This is a genomic window from Azospirillum sp., assembly GCF_035627195.1.
Lineage (GTDB): Bacteria > Pseudomonadota > Alphaproteobacteria > Azospirillales > Azospirillaceae > Azospirillum.
Genome location: NZ_DASPMG010000177.1, coordinates 1 through 14,702 on the forward strand (window position 1 = coordinate 1; position 14,702 = coordinate 14,702).

The window sequence follows — 14,702 nt, forward strand, 5'->3', positions numbered from 1 at the left end:
GGCGGTGACGTAGCCCACCTTCCAGCCGGTCAGCGAGAACGTCTTGCCGGCCGAGCCAATCTTCAGGCAGCGCTCCCGCATGCCCGGCAGCGTCATCAGCGGCACGTGCGGACGGCCGTCGAAGACGATGTGCTCGTAAACCTCGTCGCACACCACGTAGGCGTCGAAGCGCTTCACGTACTCCGCCAGCAGGTCCAGCTCCGCCCGGTCATAGACCTTGGCGGCGGGGTTGAGCGGGTCGTTGATGAGGACGAGCTTGGTCTTGTCCGAGAACGCCGCGTCCAGGTCGGCGCGGGTGAAGCTCCAGTCGGGCGCGGCGAGGTTCACGAAGCGCGGCACGCCGCCGGCCAGCCGCACGATCGGCAGGTAGCTGTCGTACATCGGCTGGAAGAGCACGACCTCGTCGCCCGGATTGATGAGGCCCAGCAGGCAGGCGGTCAGCGCCTCCGTGGCGCCGGAGGTCACCATCACCTCCGTCTTCCAGTCCACGTCCAAGCCGTAGAACCGCCGCGCGTGGCCGGCCAGCGCCTGGCGCAGCTCCGGCGTGCCCATCATGGAGGGGTACTGGTTCCAGCCCTCCAGCAGCGCCTTCGACGCCGCCTCCAGCACGTCGGCCGGGCCGCGCTCGTCCGGGAAGCCCTGGCCCAGGTTGATGGCGCCGTGCTCCTCCGACAAACGGGACATCACCTCGAAGATCGTCGTCCCGTAGCTCGACAGGATCGCGTTGCCAGCCTTCACCGCATGCCTCCTTCACGACTGAAGGGCGGAGGATTGCCGTGAATTGGATTGGATGTCCAGTGCGCGTGGTGGAGATCAGCCCTTCCGCCACTGCCGCCGCTGCCGCCGCGCGCGCAGGTGGTCGCGGATGCGTTCGACGGGACGGAAGACGCGCGGATGGCGGCGCTTCATGCGGACGAAGAGGCGCCGCGCGTGGGGCGAGTTGCGCAGCAGGATCACCCCGCCGACCAGCGCCACCGGCAGCCCGCCCGGTCCCGGCAGCGGCGTGAGCAGCAGGCCCAGGCCGATGATCGTCCAGCCCATGGCGATGAGCACGAGCTGGCGCACGCGGCCGAACGACAGGGTCGTGGCGGTGGCGGAACGGCGCATGTGTAACCCACTGGCCTCGTCAGACATCGTTGCGAGGCATATGGGGAGGCGGGGCGCCGCCGCCCAGGGTGCCCGTTCGGGTCCCCCCTGAGGTCCCCACCCAGGTCAATGCACCGTCGGGGAAGCCACCTCGGCGCGCGCGAAATCGAGGCGGTGGAGGACCTCGCTCACCTCGTTGGGGGCGGGCCGCCAGCCGAATTCGTGCTCCAGCTGGTCGCGCGCCGCCACCGCCCGCTCCGCCAGGGTGGCGCAGCCGGGGCGCATCGGGGCATGCACGCTGTTGCGGCATTGCCGGTCGGCGCAGCTCTCCAGCATCAGGCGGATCATGCGGTCGCGCTTGGTCGCGTCCACGAAGCCGGAGTCATCGAAATACAGCTTGGTGAAGGCCACTTCGGCGATGCGGGGCTGCTCGCCCTGTTCCGACACCATGACGGCCGAAACGAGGTCGACGCATTGTCCGGCGAAGTCGGGGATCGGCGCGACGCCGTCCTCGGCACGGTCGTACTTCCGGCTGGGCAGCTCGACGAGCCGCCCCGATCTCTGCCGGACCAGATAACGGCGCCACACGGGCATGTCCGCCTCCTGTCTGGTTTTCTCCAACCCGGGAAAAGCGTACACCAAACCAAGCCGCAAGGGAAACAGGCTGGGGTTCTTAGTCGAAACCTCTTAACGCACTGCACAACGCCTAATACCGTGGGCGAAACGGGAGGGGATGGTCTCATGCGATTGTTGCGTTACGGTTCGCCGGGCGGCGAACGGCCGGGGCTGTTGGACGAGGGCGGCACCATCCGCGACCTGTCGGGGGTCATACCCGACCTCGGCCCCGCCACCCTGTCGGACGAGACGCTGGCGCGGCTGCGGGCGCTGGACCCGCAACGCCTGCCGGCGGTTCCGGATGGTGTGCGCCTGGGGCCGTGCGTGGCCGGTACGTCCAAGGTCGTGTGCGTCGGCCTGAACTACCGGGCGCACGCCGCGGAATCGGGTATGGCCGAACCGAAGGAGCCGGTGCTGTTCATGAAGGCCACCACCTCCATCGGCGGCCCCAACGACCCGGTGGTGGCGCCCCGGGACTCCACCAAGCTGGACTGGGAGGTCGAACTGGGCGTGGTGATCGGCCGGACCGCCCGCTACGTGGACGAAGCGGACGCGCTGGAGCACGTGGCCGGCTACTGCGTCGTCAACGACGTGTCGGAGCGCGCCTTCCAGCTGGAAAGCACCGGGCAATGGCTGAAGGGCAAGAGCGCGGACAGTTTCTGCCCGCTCGGCCCCTGGCTGGTGACGCGCGACGCGGTGCCGGACCCGCAGGCCCTGCGCCTGTGGCTGGAGGTGGACGGCAAGCGCTGGCAGGACAGCACGACGGCCGACATGATCTTCGGCGTGGCCGAGGTGATCGCCTACATCAGCCGCTTCATGACCCTGCTGCCCGGCGACGTCATCGCCACCGGCACGCCGCAGGGCGTCGCCATGGGCCAGAAGCCGCAGCCCTGGCTGCAGCCCGGCCAGACCATGCGCCTGGGCATCGACGGCCTGGGCGAACAGCGCCAGACCGTGCGGGCGTGCGAGGGGTGACGGCTTGTCCATAGGAATGGCGCGCCCTAGACTATGGTCATGACCATGGGCACGAAGGGCGCGCCATGACCCGCATGATCCCGATGTCCGAATTCCAGGACGCGTTCCAGCGGCTGGTGGAGGAAGTGACGTCCACCGGCGAGAGCGTGATCGTCACCAAGGACGGCAAGCCGGTTTCCCAGTTCTCGGCCATCACGGAAAAGCCGAATCCCAAGAGCCTGTTCGGCTTCATGAAGGGACGCATGACCGTGCACGGCGACCTTGATGAGCCGATCGACGTTGAATGGGATGCCCTCAAGTGAGGTCGACCAGCATCCTCATGGCTTGACACGTGCCCCACCCTAATCCTCCCCCGCTTCGCAGGGGAGGGAACTCCGCCGCCAGCCGAGAAAACCCTCCCCTGCGAAGCGGGGGAGGGTGGCCGAGCGTCAGCGCAGGCCGGGTGGGGGCACGTGCGGCAAACACCCCGCCATGCGGCCCCGGCACGCCAGCCATACCGTCGACGGACTGGAACAATGGGTCAGTAATGCTGTCTTATATCGGCAGAGGATAGAGCCGGCATCAGACCGGCTGCCTGAGGAAACGCTCTTGTGTCCAACGCACGCACGGGAGCACGTCGATGGTTGTGAGCTTCAGCCTGTACCGCCTGCTCGACGGCCTGCGCCGCCGCGCGACCAGCGCCCGCAAGGCAGTGTCCGAGCGGCCGTCACTCTACCCCTACTTCTGACCGAACCGGAATGCAGGGGCCTCGCGGCCCCTGCCCTTCCCGTCACTCCGCCGCCAGCGCCGGTTCGGCCGGCGGGGTCCAGCGCAGCACCGGCTTGCGGGCGGCGGCCGTCTCGTCCAGGCGGCGGCGCGGCGTAAGCCGGGGCGCCCCCTGGAAATAGGCCACGTCGCCCGACACCGCGCGCCGGGCCAGCGCCCGCAACGCCTCGACGAACTGGTCGATGCCGGCCTTGGACTCCGTCTCCGTCGGCTCGATCAGCAGGGCACCGTGGACGACCAGCGGGAAGTACATGGTCATCGGGTGGAAGCCCTCGTCGATCAGCGCCTTGGCGAGGTCCAGCGTGGTGACGCCGCTGCCCTTCAGGAAGCGGTCGTCGAACAGGCACTCGTGCATGCACGGGCCATCGAACGACGGCGTCATCACGTCCTGCAGGCGCGCCATCACGTAGTTGGCGTTCAGCACCGCGTCGCCCGCCGCCTGCCACAGCCCGTCCGCACCATGGCTGAGGATATAGGCCAGCGCGCGGATGAACATGCCCATCTGCCCGTGGAACGCCTTCATGCGGCCGAACGCGGTCGAGCCGTTCGCGTCCTCCACCAGCCGGAAGCCGTCCGCGTCGTGCACGACGTAGGGCACCGGCACGAAGGGCGCCAGCGCCTCGGAAAACACCACCGGCCCCGACCCCGGCCCGCCGCCGCCGTGCGGCGTGGAGAAGGTCTTGTGCAGGTTGATGTGCATGGCGTCGATGCCGAGATCGGCCGGCTTCACCCGCCCGACGATGGCGTTGAAGTTGGCGCCGTCGCAGTAGAAGTAGCCGCCCGCATCGTGCACCGCGTCGGCGATGGCGCGCACGTCGCGTTCGAACAGGCCGCAGGTGTTGGGGTTGGTCAGCATGATGCCGGCCACGTCCGGCCCCAGCTTGGCCTTCATCGCCTCCAGGTCCACCCGGCCTTCAGCCGTGGCCGGGATCGGGTCGACGGTGAAGCCCAGCGCCGCGGCCGTCGCCGGGTTGGTGCCGTGGGCGCTCTCCGGCACCAGCACGCGCTTGCGCCCGGCCTCGCCACGGTGTTCCAGCGCGGCGCGGATCGCCATCATGCCGGCCATCTCGCCGTGCGCGCCGGCCGCCGGTGCCAGGGTCACCGCCGGCATACCGGTCAGCATCTTCAGCCAGTGCGCCAGCGCGTCCATCAGCTCCAAGGCACCCTGCACCGTGCTGACGGGCTGGAGCGGGTGCACATCGGCGAAGCCGGGCAGCCGCGCCGCCTTCTCATTGAGGCGCGGGTTGTGCTTCATGGTGCAGGAGCCGAGCGGGTAGAGCCCGGTGTCGATCGAATAGTTCTTCTGCGACAGCCGCGTGTAATGGCGGACCACCTGCGGCTCGGCCAGGCCCGGCAGGCCGACGCGCGCGCGTGGCTTGACGGTGCCCAGGCGCAGGTTCATGGCCGGCACCTCGGGCAGGTCGACGCCGGTCTTGCCGGGGCTGTCCTGTTCGAAGATCAGCGGCTCCTCGATCTGCAGGCCGCGGTTGCCGGTGACGGTGTCGGGAACGGCGCTGTCGGCGCTGCCGGTCCCGGTGGGGCGTCCCTGGGAATTCATGCTCATCACAGAACCTCGGAAAGCGCCTGGGTCAGCGCGTCCATGTCGGACTCGGTGTTGGTTTCGGTGGCGGCCAGGATCAGGTGATCGGGCAACTCACCGGCAAAGAGGCGCGAGGCCGGCACGCCGCCGAGGATGCGGCGCTTGGCCAGCTCCTCCACCACCTCCGCCGCGTCGCGCGGCAGCTTCACCGTGAACTCGTTGAAGAAGGCGTCGTTCAACACCTCAACGCCCTTCACGCCCGACAGACGGTCGGCCAGCTGCACCGCCTTCACGTGGTTGAGGCGGGCGAGGTTGGTGAAGCCCTCCTCGCCCAGCAGGCTGAGGTGGATGGAGAAGGCCAGCGCGCACAGGCCGGCGTTGGTGCAGATGTTCGAGGTCGCCTTCTCGCGCCGGATGTGCTGCTCGCGCGTCGACAGCGTCAGCACGAAGCCGCGCCGGCCGTCGGCGTCCACCGTCTGGCCGCACAGGCGGCCGGGCATCTGGCGGACGTACTTCTCCTTCACCGCGAACAGGCCGACGTAGGGTCCGCCGAAGCTGAGCGCGTTGCCCAGCGACTGCCCCTCGGCCGCCACGATGTCCGCCCCCATCTCGCCCGGCGGGGTGAGCAGGCCCAGCGACATCGCCTCCGTCACCACGACGATCAGCAGCGCCCCCTTGGCCTGGCACATCTGGGCAAGTGCTGTGTAGTCGCGCACGTGGCCGAAGACGTCGGGGTTCTGCACGACGACGCACGCCGTGTCGGCGTCCACCTGCGCCATCAGGTCCTCGCCGCCCTTGGGTGCGGCGGGCATCGCCACCACGTGGAAGCCGATGAAGTGCGCGTCGGTCTTCGTGGTGTCGCGGTAGTGCGGGTGCAGGCCGCCGGACAGCACGGCCTTCTTCCGGCGCGTGATGCGGTTGGCCATCATCACGGCCTCCGCGCACGCCGTGGCGCCGTCGTACATGGAGGCGTTTGCGACGTCCATGCCGGTCAGCAGCGCCACCTGCGTCTGGAATTCGAACAGGACCTGCAGCGTGCCCTGGCTGATTTCCGGCTGGTAGGGGGTGTAGGCGGTGAGGAACTCGCCGCGCTGCACCATGTAGTCCACCGTGGCCGGCACGTGGTGGCGGTAGGCGCCCGCCCCCAGGAAGCTGGGCACGCTGCCGGCCGGGATGTTCCGGCCGGCCATGGCGGAGAGCCGGCGTTCCACCTCCAGCTCGCCCGCGTGGTTCGGCAGCCCCTCCACGGGGCCGGAGCGGCGGGCCGCCGGCGGCACGTCGCGGAACAGTTCGTCCACCGACGACACGCCGATGGCCGCCAGCATGGCGTGCCGGTCGGCCTCGGTCAGGGGCAGGTAACGCATTACTGAAGCCCTTCCACGTAATCCTTGTACGCCGCTTCGTCCATCAGCGCGTCCAGCTCGGCCGGGTTGGACAGGCGGATCTTGAAGAACCAGCCGTCGGTCTCGGCACCGCTGTTCACCTTGGCCGGCTCGCCTTCCAGCTCATGGTTGACCTCGATCACCTCGCCGGAGACCGGGGCGAAGACCTCGCTGGCCGCCTTGACGGACTCGACGACGGCCGCCTCCTTGCCCTGCTCCAGCGTGCGGCCGACGTCCGGCAGCTCGACGAAGACGACGTCGCCCAGCTGGTGCTGGGCATAGTCCGACACGCCGACGGTGGCGGTGTCGCCCTCGACGCGGATCCACTCGTGGTCCTTGGTGTACTTGGTCGTCATGGTGCGTGTTCCCCTGTTCCTCGTTAACCCCGGTAATAGCGCTGCGGCACGAACGGCATGGCCGCGACCTTCGCGGCCAGCGGCTTGCCGCGCACCATCAGCGTCAGCGGCGTGTCCACCGCGGCGCGGCCGATGTCGACATAGCCCATGGCGACCGGCCCGTTGGCCGTGGGGCCGAAGCCGCCGCTGGTGACCTCGCCCAGGCGGTTGCCGGCCTCGTCGACGATTTCCGTGTGTTCGCGCGCGGGCTGGCGCCCGTCCGGGCGGATGCCGACGCGGCGGCGCTGGGCGCCGCTCTGCAGCTGGGCCAGCACGATCTCGGCGCCGGGGAAGCCGCCCTCGGCGCGGCGGCGCTTGGACAGCGCCCATTCCAGCGCCGCCTCGACCGGCGTCGTCGTCTCGTCGATGTCGTGGCCGTACAGGCACAGGCCCGCTTCCAGGCGCAGCGAGTCGCGCGCGCCCAGGCCGATGGGCTCGACCTCCGGCTGGGCCAGCAGGGCGCGGGCGATGGCCTCGGCGTCCGCCTTGTCGCAGGAGATCTCGTAGCCGTCCTCGCCGGTGTAGCCGGACCGCGTGAGCACCACCGGGACGCCGTCGAAGGTGGCCGGCAGGTAGCTCATGAACTTCATGTCGGCCGCCTCGGGCACGAAGCGCGCCAGCACGCCCGCCGCGTCGGGGCCCTGCAGCGCCATCAGCGCCAGATCGTCAAGCAACTCCACCTCGGCCCGGCCCTTCAGCCGCTCGGTCAGGTGGGCGACGTCGTGCTCCTTGCGGGCGGCGTTGACGACCAGGAACAAATGGTCGCCGGCGTTGGTGACCATCAGGTCGTCGAGGATGCCGCCGGTCTCGTTCAGGAACAGGGTGTAGCGCATGCGCCGTTCGCCCAGGCCCTTGATGTCGCCGGGCACCAGCGCCTCCAGCGCGGCCGCCGCGTCGTCGCCGGTCAGGCGCACCTGCCCCATGTGCGACACGTCGAACAGGCCGGCGCGCGCGCGGGTGTGCTGGTGTTCCTTCAGGATGCCGGCCGGGTACTGCACCGGCATGTCGTAGCCGGCGAAGGGCACCATCTTGCCGCCCAGCTCCACGTGCAGCGCGTGCAGCGGCGTCTTCTTGAGTGATTCCGACGAGTCTGTTCCGGGCGATTGGGTCACACGGGTCCTCCGACAAGGGTGCGCGCCCGCGCGGGAATGCACGGATGCAGCCCCCTCTGTCTTGGACCTGAGAGATTCACCGGCCGGGCCTCTGGCCCGCGCACCGGCTTACTCCTTCGGTGAGCCGGCGTCCCGCCATCGTTCTGATCGGGGGCGCCGCCTGCTTTCCAGAGTGCCTTTCCCTGCGGTCCGTTTGCCTGAGAGTTTCCGGGGGCGGTTGCTCCTTCGGCGCCGCCTGCCAGCGTCCATTCCGAAGGATTGGGCGCTGCGGCGATCTCTCCCGCGAGGGGTCGTCGGCGTATGCCGCTAACCTACGGCGCAGGCCGGGAATGTCAATCCGCCCATCGGGGCGGATACCGGCCGGCGCACCGCCCGGATGGGATTCCAAGGGGATCGGCCAGCGGCACGTTCATCCGGGAAAAGGCATGAAAGCCTATGTTCAGATTGTTTTCCTTGCCCGCCCAATACCAGGATGATATTCCTTCTCGCGTTCGGCGAACGGCGAGGCGCCACCGTGCACCGGACGCGACTCGAAGCCCGTCCGAAGCGAGGAACAAACCATGTCCGTGCAGACCTTCAACCCCACCGACCTGTCGCAGAGCACCACCAACTGGGCGGTGGCCCAGCGCATGGTCGGGCCGTTCGCGCCGCACGCCCAGGTCGTGCCCAACATGACCGTGGCGGTCGACCCCGGCTACCTGCTGAGCGGCACGACGCTGACCGAGGTGAACGCCCAGTCCACCCCGGCGATCACGCCGCCGGCCTCGGGCTTCCGCATCGACCGCGTCGTCGTCGACCGCACCACCGGTGCGGTGTCGGTCATCGCCGGCACGCCGAACAGCCTGACGCCACCGGCCCTCACCGCCGGCAAGCTGCCGGTGGCCCGCGTGTTCCTGGAGAGCACCACCACCGCCATCACCAACGACAGCATCGTCGACGAGCGCGCCCTGTTCGACCTGACGCCGGACAGCGCGCAGGTGATCTGCCGGGCGCACCGAAACGGCGTCGACCAGACCGGCATTCCCCACAACACCTTCGTTCAGGTCACTCTGACCGCAACGGATTTCAACGTTGGTAACGCATTCAACATGGCAAACAGCCGCTTTGCGCCGTCCATCGCCGGCTACTACATGGTACGCGGTCAAGTCACCTCGACGCTGACGACCGGGGCGGCCGTTGCGGTGGCCTTGCGCAAGAACGGCTCGGATGTGGGGTACGGCAACAGCTTCGCCTCCACGCCGGCCGCGTGCATCGCTTCCGTCACGGAAATCATCTATTTCAATGGCGTTTCGGACTTCGTCGAGATGTACGGGTATCAAGGCACCGGCAGCACAGGATCGTTCTGGGGCAACAATGCCTACACCTCGTTCGTCGCCCAGCGCATCGGCTGACGGCGTCCGGGGCGCCCGCTTATCGCGGGCGCCCCTCGCGCATCACTTGATGTCCAGATGGCTGCCGTCGCAGAACGGCGGCTTCTTCGTCTGCTTGCAGCCGCAGAAGCGGCCCTTCATGTCCTTGGTGGGGGTGAAGGACATGGGCTCGATGCCGGTGCCGGCGTGGCTGCCGTCGCAGAACGGCTGGGCGGCGCTGCGGCCGCAGCGGCACCACCAGTAGGTCTCCCCGGCCTTCAGCGGGATGACCAAGGGTCCCTTGTGGGCCACCACCTGCTCGGCCATCGCGCCCTCCCCCGTCGGCTTACCGCTTCATCTGGGAGCGATTGTAGGCCAATTGCTCGGGAGTCAACTGGAAGCCCACCAGAACCTGCCAGTCCTTGGCGTTGGCGTCGCGCGGCAGCGGGATCGTCGGCGTCACCTCTTCCTTGTTGCCGGCGCGCGGCTGGCCGGCGGGGAAGTCGATGGTGCTCTCGAACTCGGTCTTGGCGCGGGGCTGCGTCTCATTGGGCGGGGTGACCGCGACGAAGTAGCGGTAGCTGGCCTGGTTGCCCTGCAGCGCCGGGCCGCGCTCGGCGATCACGTAGAGGCTGAGGTTCACCGTGACGCCGTCGCGGGTGTAGTCGCAGTTGCCGCTGTAGTCGGCCAGCGCGGCGCGCGTCACCACGTCGCTGCCGTCGCGGCCGCCGGCGCGGAACTGCGTCACCTCCGCCAGGTCGCGGACGATCGACACCTTCGGGCAGGCCAGGACCATCTCGCTGGACGTCGGGGCGGAGCAGCCGGCGAGCGCCGCCAGGGCGCCGAGCGCCAGCAGGCTTTTCCGGACGGGGGTTCCTATATTACGGTCGCGGCGGTCCATGCGTCTGGCCTGCTCTTGTTCGGTGTGATCGGGAGCGGACTTTAGAGAAGCGGGCCGCACCGCACAAGACCGCCAACCAAGACCGCCAACCACCGCACGCAAACCCGGGACCCATCATGCCGAACACGCCCCTCACCATCCTGCTCGCGGCCCCGCGCGGCTTCTGCGCCGGCGTCGACCGGGCGATCCAGATCGTCGAGGTGGCGCTGGAACGCTTCGGCCCGCCGGTCTACGTGCGGCACGAGATCGTGCACAACCGCTTCGTCGTGCAAAGCCTGGAGGCCAAGGGCGCCGTCTTCGTGGACGAGCTGACCCAGGTGCCGGACGGCGTGCCGGTGGTGTTCTCCGCCCACGGCGTGCCCAAGGCGGTGCCGGCCGAGGCCGAGCGGCGCGGCCTGTTCTACCTGGACGCCACCTGCCCGCTGGTCAGCAAGGTGCACCGCGAGGCCGAGCGCCACCACGTTGAGGGCCGGCAGGTCATCCTGATCGGCCACGCCGGCCATCCGGAGGTGATCGGCACCATGGGCCAACTGCCGGCCGGCGCCGTCCTGCTGGTGGAGACGGTGGAGGACGTGGCCCGCGTCGCGGTCGCCGATCCAGACAACCTCGCCTTCGCCACCCAGACCACCCTGTCGGTGGACGAGACGGCCGGCATCCTGGCGGCGCTGCAGGAGCGCTTCCCCGCCATCGCCGGCCCCCGCAAGGAGGACATCTGCTACGCCACCACCAACCGCCAGCAGGCGGTGAAGGCCATTGCGCCGCAGGTGGACGCGCTCCTGGTGCTGGGCGCCCCCAACTCCTCCAACTCCAAGCGGCTGGTGGAGGTGGCGAAGGGCGCCGGCTGCACCCGCGCCCAGCTGGTGCAGCGCGCCGCGGACATCGACTGGTCCGCTCTGGCCGACGTGCGCCGCCTGGGCATCACCGCCGGCGCCTCCGCGCCCGAGGTGCTGGTCGAGGAGGTGATCGAGGCGGCGCGCGCGCGGTTCGACGTGACGGTCGAGCAGGTGCGCACCGCCACCGAGGACGTGGTCTTCAAGCTGCCCAAGGCGCTGACCGACGCCCCCACCCCTTCACAGGGGGGCGTGGCGAACGCATAATCAGTGCAGGCGTGGCGGGAGGGTGCCATGGGCGAGCCGGCTCTCAAGAGCATGACCATCGACGAGTTCATCGTCTGGGCCGAAAAGGACCCGGAGGTGAAATACGAACTGGTGCACGGGCATCCGCGTGCGATGTCGGGCGGCAGCGAAGCCCATAGCCAGATCGGCACGAACATCGCCTTCGAGATCCGCACCCGTTTGCGCCCGCCGTGCCGGGTCCTCAATGAGGCGAGCATCACGCGGGACGATCGCGACGACCGCTATTACGTGGCGGATGTGGCAGTGACCTGCTCGCCACCGGAGCCCGGGCGGCGCTTCATCAAGAGCCCCGTCCTGATCGTCGAGGTTCTCTCCGACAGCACCGCCAACCACGACCGCGGCACCAAGGTGCCCGACTATATGCAGATCCCGTCCGTGCAGGAGATCCTGCTGGTCGACAGCCGGGAGGCGCGCGCCCAGCTCTGGCGGCGCGACGGCCGGCGCTGGATCGTCGAGGACTTCACCGGCGACGCGTCCCTGCCGCTGATGTCCATCGACGCGGAACTGCCGCTGTCCGCGATCTACGAGGGCGTGGCGTTCTGAGTCGCGCGCCCTGCCCCGCACGTTCTGCCGTTGACCGGCGCGCCGAATCCCGGTAAGGCGCTGGCCCCATGGCCGTCTACACCGAAGTCTCCGACGAAGAGCTGAACGCGTTCGTCGCCCAGTACGATCTGGGCGGCCTGCTATCGTGCAAGGGCATCGCGGAGGGGGTGGAGAACTCCAACTTCCTGTTGGTGACGGAGCGCGGCCCCTACATCCTCACGCTGTATGAAAAGCGCACGCGGCGCGAGGACCTGCCCTTCTTCCTGGGCCTGATGGAGCACCTGTCGGAGCACGGGGTGGACTGCCCGCTGCCCGTGCACGGCACCGACGGCGTGGCGCTGCGCGAACTGTGCGGCCGGCCGGCGGTGATCGTCACCTTCCTGAAGGGGATGTGGCCGCGGCGCATCACGGCGACGCACTGCGCCCAGCTGGGCGGGGCGCTGGCGCGCCTGCATCTGGCCGGGGCCGGCTTCGCCATGCGGCGGGAGAACGCGCTGTCGCTGGCCGGCTGGCTCGACCTGAACACGAAGTGCCAGGAGCGCGCGGACGAGGTGCAGCCCGGCCTCGCCGCCACGCTCGCCAGGGAGGTGGAGTGGCTGCGCGCCAACTGGCCGGTCCGCCTGCCGTCCGGCGTCATCCACGCCGACCTGTTCCCCGACAACGTCTTCTTCCAGGGCGAGACGCTGACCGGGCTGATCGACTTCTACTTCGCCTGCAACGACTTCCTCGCCTACGACGTGGCGATCTGCCTGAACGCCTGGTGCTTCGAGCCGGACGGCGCCTTCAACGCCACCAAGGCGCGGCTGATGCTGGCGCATTACCAGAAGGTCCGCCCGCTGTCGCACGAGGAGCTGGCGGCGCTGCCGCTGCTGGCGCGCGGCAGCGCGCTGCGCTTCCTGCTGACGCGTTTGTACGATTGGCTGAACCACCCGCCGGGCGCCTTCGTGCAGCCGAAGAACCCGCTGGAGTACCTGCGCAAGCTGCGCTTTCACCAGGGGGTGCGCGGCGTCGGCGAATACGGCATCGACCTCGGCCCCGACGTCGACGGCGGCGAGGGGATCTGACCGGCATGGGCGACGGGAACGAATCTCCCCAGAACACGGCCAAGTCGGTCGACATCTTCACCGACGGCGCGTGCAGCGGCAACCCCGGCCCCGGCGGCTGGGGCGCCATCCTGCGCTTCGGCGCGGTGGAGAAGGAACTGTGCGGCGGCGAGCCGGCCACCACCAACAACCGCATGGAGCTGATGGCCGCCATCCAGGCGCTGGAGGCGCTGAAGCGGCCGGTCACGGTGCGGCTCTACACCGACAGCGAGTACCTGAAGAACGGCATCACCAAGTGGATCCACGGCTGGAAGGCCAAGGGCTGGCGGACGGCCGACAACAAGCCGGTCAAGAACGACGACCTGTGGAAGCGCCTGGACGAGGCGCAGCGCCAGCACCGGATCGAGTTCCACTGGGTGCGCGGCCACGCCGGCCACCCCGAGAACGAACGCGCCGACGCCCTGGCGCGCCAGGGTCTTGCGGAAGCGCGCAACGCCGCGCGCGGTTGACGCAGGCCGCCGGAGCGCCCAGACTTTAGCTCAGCGGATTCCGGAAGGTTTGCCATGCAGCCCGTGCGCGTACGTCTGGATGATGAAGGGCGCCTTGTCATTCCGGCCTCCCACCGGCAGGCCCTTGGCCTGGAGCCGGGGGACGAGGTCGTGATCAGCCTCGATGACCACACCCTGCGGGTGACGGGTGTGCGCGCCCGCATCGCCGAGGCGCAGAAACTCGTGCGCCAGTTCGTGCAGGGCGACCGCTCGCTCGTCGACGATCTCCTGGCCCAGCGCCGGGCGGAAGCCGAGCGTGAGTGAACCTGACTTTGATATCATCGCGGACTCGTCGGCCATTCTGGCATTGCTCTGGGACGAGCCTGGGGCGGACGTCGTCGCCTCCGTCATCGAGCGGGCTGCGCTCAGCGCCGTGAACTGGTCCGAAATCGCGACACTTCTCGTCGGCCGCGGCATGCCGGACGAGCAGCTTGCCGCCGTTCTCAGGGCCCTGCCGGTCGCGGCCATCGTCCCCTTTGAGCGTGATCAGGCCGAAGCAGCCGGCCGCCTGCGGCGCGATACCCGGCACGTCGGGCTTTCGCTTGGTGATCGCGCCTGCCTGGCGCTCGCCAGGGCTCATGGCCTGCCGGTGCTGACGGCCGATCGCGTGTGGAGCACCCTTGCTTTGGGAATTGAGGTGCGGCTGATCCGTTGAGCCGCCTCTTGTCCGCGACGGCGCCCCACCGATAGATTGCTGACCGAACCAACGACAAGAACGTTGTCAGGGAGGTCCGCATGTATCCCCATCTGCGCGACGAGACGCGCTGGTCGACGCCCGAGGTGCTGGCGTATCAGGCCAAGGCGCGTGGCGACGCGCCGTTCGTCACCATGGTCGACGGCGACACGCTCACCTACGCGCAGGCCGAGGCCGACGCGGCGCGGGTGGCCGGGTACCTGTCCGACCTGGGCGTGAAGCCGGGTGACACGGTGGCGGTGCTGCTGCCCAACGGGCTGGACTTCGTGCGGCTGTGGCTGGGCCTGGGCCGGCTGGGCGCCGTCATGGTGGCGCTCAACCTCGACCTCAAGGGCGCCTTCCTGGAGCACCAGCTGGAGAACTGCGCCGCGGCGCTGGCCGTCACCACCGCCCCGCTGGCCGAGCGGTTCACGGAGATCGCACCGCGCCTGACGGCGCTGAAGGCGCTGGTCACCGTGGGCGACGCGGCGGCGACCGCGCCCTTCCGGGGCGTGGCGTTCGACGGCTGGCGGGGTGCGGATCCGTACGACGGGCCGCTGCCGCTGGCCGGCGATACGGCGTGCATCATGTACACCTCCGGCACCACCGGGCCGTCGAAGGGCGTGCTGATGCCGCACG

The 14,702-nt window shown here is 69.4% G+C and carries 19 protein-coding genes and 1 riboswitch; of the genes, 10 read left to right on the forward strand and 9 right to left on the reverse strand.

Annotation, left to right across the window (positions count from 1 at the left end; translation table 11 throughout):
* The 3 genes from VED21_RS16305 to VED21_RS16315 all read right to left on the reverse strand — a co-directional run.
* Positions 1–738 (reverse strand): aminotransferase class I/II-fold pyridoxal phosphate-dependent enzyme (locus VED21_RS16305; protein ID WP_324883828.1); only part of this gene is annotated, 738 nt, incomplete at its 3' end.
* A gap of 75 nt (positions 739–813) precedes the next feature.
* Entirely contained in the window at positions 814–1,107 is a 294-nt protein-coding gene (locus tag VED21_RS16310) for a hypothetical protein (RefSeq protein WP_324883830.1), read from the reverse strand.
* Positions 1,108–1,212: 105 nt separating this feature from the next.
* Positions 1,213–1,680, reverse strand: a complete 468-nt coding sequence (locus VED21_RS16315) for a hypothetical protein (RefSeq protein ID WP_324883832.1) — start codon at positions 1,678–1,680, stop codon at positions 1,213–1,215.
* 147 nt (positions 1,681–1,827) lie between these two features.
* Here VED21_RS16315 and VED21_RS16320 point away from each other — a divergent pair, with 147 nt between their 5' ends.
* Together VED21_RS16320 and VED21_RS16325 are read left to right on the forward strand one after the other, a co-directional pair.
* Entirely contained in the window at positions 1,828–2,676 is an 849-nt protein-coding gene (locus tag VED21_RS16320) for a fumarylacetoacetate hydrolase family protein (protein WP_324883834.1), read from the forward strand.
* Positions 2,677–2,741: 65 nt separating this feature from the next.
* Positions 2,742–2,978, forward strand: a complete 237-nt coding sequence (locus tag VED21_RS16325; RefSeq protein WP_324883836.1) for a type II toxin-antitoxin system prevent-host-death family antitoxin — start codon at positions 2,742–2,744, stop codon at positions 2,976–2,978.
* 467 nt (positions 2,979–3,445) lie between these two features.
* On the opposite strand, the gene gcvPB is transcribed toward VED21_RS16325, so the two are convergent.
* From gcvPB to gcvT, 4 genes are read right to left on the reverse strand one after another with little or no spacing between them, the layout of a single operon-like run.
* Positions 3,446–5,005, reverse strand: a complete 1,560-nt coding sequence (gene gcvPB, locus VED21_RS16330) for an aminomethyl-transferring glycine dehydrogenase subunit GcvPB (protein WP_324883838.1) — start codon at positions 5,003–5,005, stop codon at positions 3,446–3,448.
* Positions 5,005–6,345, reverse strand: coding sequence for an aminomethyl-transferring glycine dehydrogenase subunit GcvPA (gcvPA, locus tag VED21_RS16335; RefSeq protein WP_324883840.1), 1,341 nt, complete (start codon positions 6,343–6,345; stop codon positions 5,005–5,007). Before gcvPA ends, gcvPB begins: the two co-directional genes overlap by 1 nt.
* Positions 6,345–6,719, reverse strand: a complete 375-nt coding sequence (gene gcvH / locus VED21_RS16340) for a glycine cleavage system protein GcvH (RefSeq protein WP_324883842.1) — start codon at positions 6,717–6,719, stop codon at positions 6,345–6,347. The genes gcvPA and gcvH overlap by 1 nt, the downstream gene beginning before the upstream one ends.
* Positions 6,720–6,742: 23 nt before the next feature.
* Positions 6,743–7,870, reverse strand: a complete 1,128-nt coding sequence (gene gcvT / locus VED21_RS16345; RefSeq protein WP_324883844.1) for a glycine cleavage system aminomethyltransferase GcvT — start codon at positions 7,868–7,870, stop codon at positions 6,743–6,745.
* Between the two features lie 175 nt (positions 7,871–8,045).
* Positions 8,046–8,163, reverse strand: a riboswitch (glycine riboswitch).
* Positions 8,164–8,430: 267 nt separating this feature from the next.
* Here gcvT and VED21_RS16350 point away from each other — a divergent pair.
* The gene (locus tag VED21_RS16350) at positions 8,431–9,261 is read left to right on the forward strand and encodes a hypothetical protein (protein WP_324883846.1); all 831 of its coding nucleotides are present in this window, start codon (positions 8,431–8,433) and stop codon (positions 9,259–9,261) included.
* A gap of 42 nt (positions 9,262–9,303) precedes the next feature.
* Here the strand turns inward: VED21_RS16350 and VED21_RS16355 are convergent, their stop codons facing one another.
* A complete protein-coding gene (locus VED21_RS16355) occupies positions 9,304–9,546 on the reverse strand; it encodes a CDGSH iron-sulfur domain-containing protein (RefSeq protein ID WP_324883848.1) in 243 nt (80 codons plus the stop codon).
* Positions 9,547–9,565: 19 nt separating this feature from the next.
* Positions 9,566–10,120 carry a lipoprotein gene (locus tag VED21_RS16360; RefSeq protein WP_324883850.1) on the reverse strand — a complete coding sequence of 185 codons (555 nt, stop codon included), beginning with the start codon at positions 10,118–10,120 and terminating at the stop codon, positions 9,566–9,568.
* 116 nt (positions 10,121–10,236) lie between these two features.
* On the opposite strand from VED21_RS16360, the gene ispH reads away from it, so the two are divergent.
* The 7 genes from ispH to VED21_RS16395 form a co-directional block, all read left to right on the forward strand.
* The gene (gene ispH, locus VED21_RS16365) at positions 10,237–11,217 is read left to right on the forward strand and encodes a 4-hydroxy-3-methylbut-2-enyl diphosphate reductase (protein ID WP_324883852.1); all 981 of its coding nucleotides are present in this window, start codon (positions 10,237–10,239) and stop codon (positions 11,215–11,217) included.
* A 27-nt stretch (positions 11,218–11,244) separates the two neighbouring features.
* Positions 11,245–11,799, forward strand: a complete 555-nt coding sequence (locus tag VED21_RS16370) for a Uma2 family endonuclease (protein WP_324883854.1) — start codon at positions 11,245–11,247, stop codon at positions 11,797–11,799.
* 68 nt (positions 11,800–11,867) lie between these two features.
* Positions 11,868–12,863, forward strand: a complete 996-nt coding sequence (locus tag VED21_RS16375) for a homoserine kinase (RefSeq protein WP_324883856.1) — start codon at positions 11,868–11,870, stop codon at positions 12,861–12,863.
* Between the two features lie 5 nt (positions 12,864–12,868).
* Positions 12,869–13,351: a ribonuclease HI gene (gene rnhA / locus VED21_RS16380; protein ID WP_324883858.1), complete on the forward strand. Its 483-nt coding sequence runs from the start codon at positions 12,869–12,871 to the stop codon at positions 13,349–13,351.
* A gap of 54 nt (positions 13,352–13,405) precedes the next feature.
* Complete coding sequence (locus tag VED21_RS16385; RefSeq protein WP_324883860.1) at positions 13,406–13,654, forward strand: AbrB/MazE/SpoVT family DNA-binding domain-containing protein; 249 nt, start codon at positions 13,406–13,408, stop codon at positions 13,652–13,654.
* Positions 13,647–14,045, forward strand: a complete 399-nt coding sequence (locus VED21_RS16390; protein ID WP_324883862.1) for a type II toxin-antitoxin system VapC family toxin — start codon at positions 13,647–13,649, stop codon at positions 14,043–14,045. The genes VED21_RS16385 and VED21_RS16390 overlap by 8 nt, the downstream gene beginning before the upstream one ends.
* A gap of 80 nt (positions 14,046–14,125) precedes the next feature.
* On the forward strand, positions 14,126–14,702 hold a 577-nt coding region (locus VED21_RS16395), incomplete at its 3' end, for an AMP-binding protein (protein ID WP_324883864.1).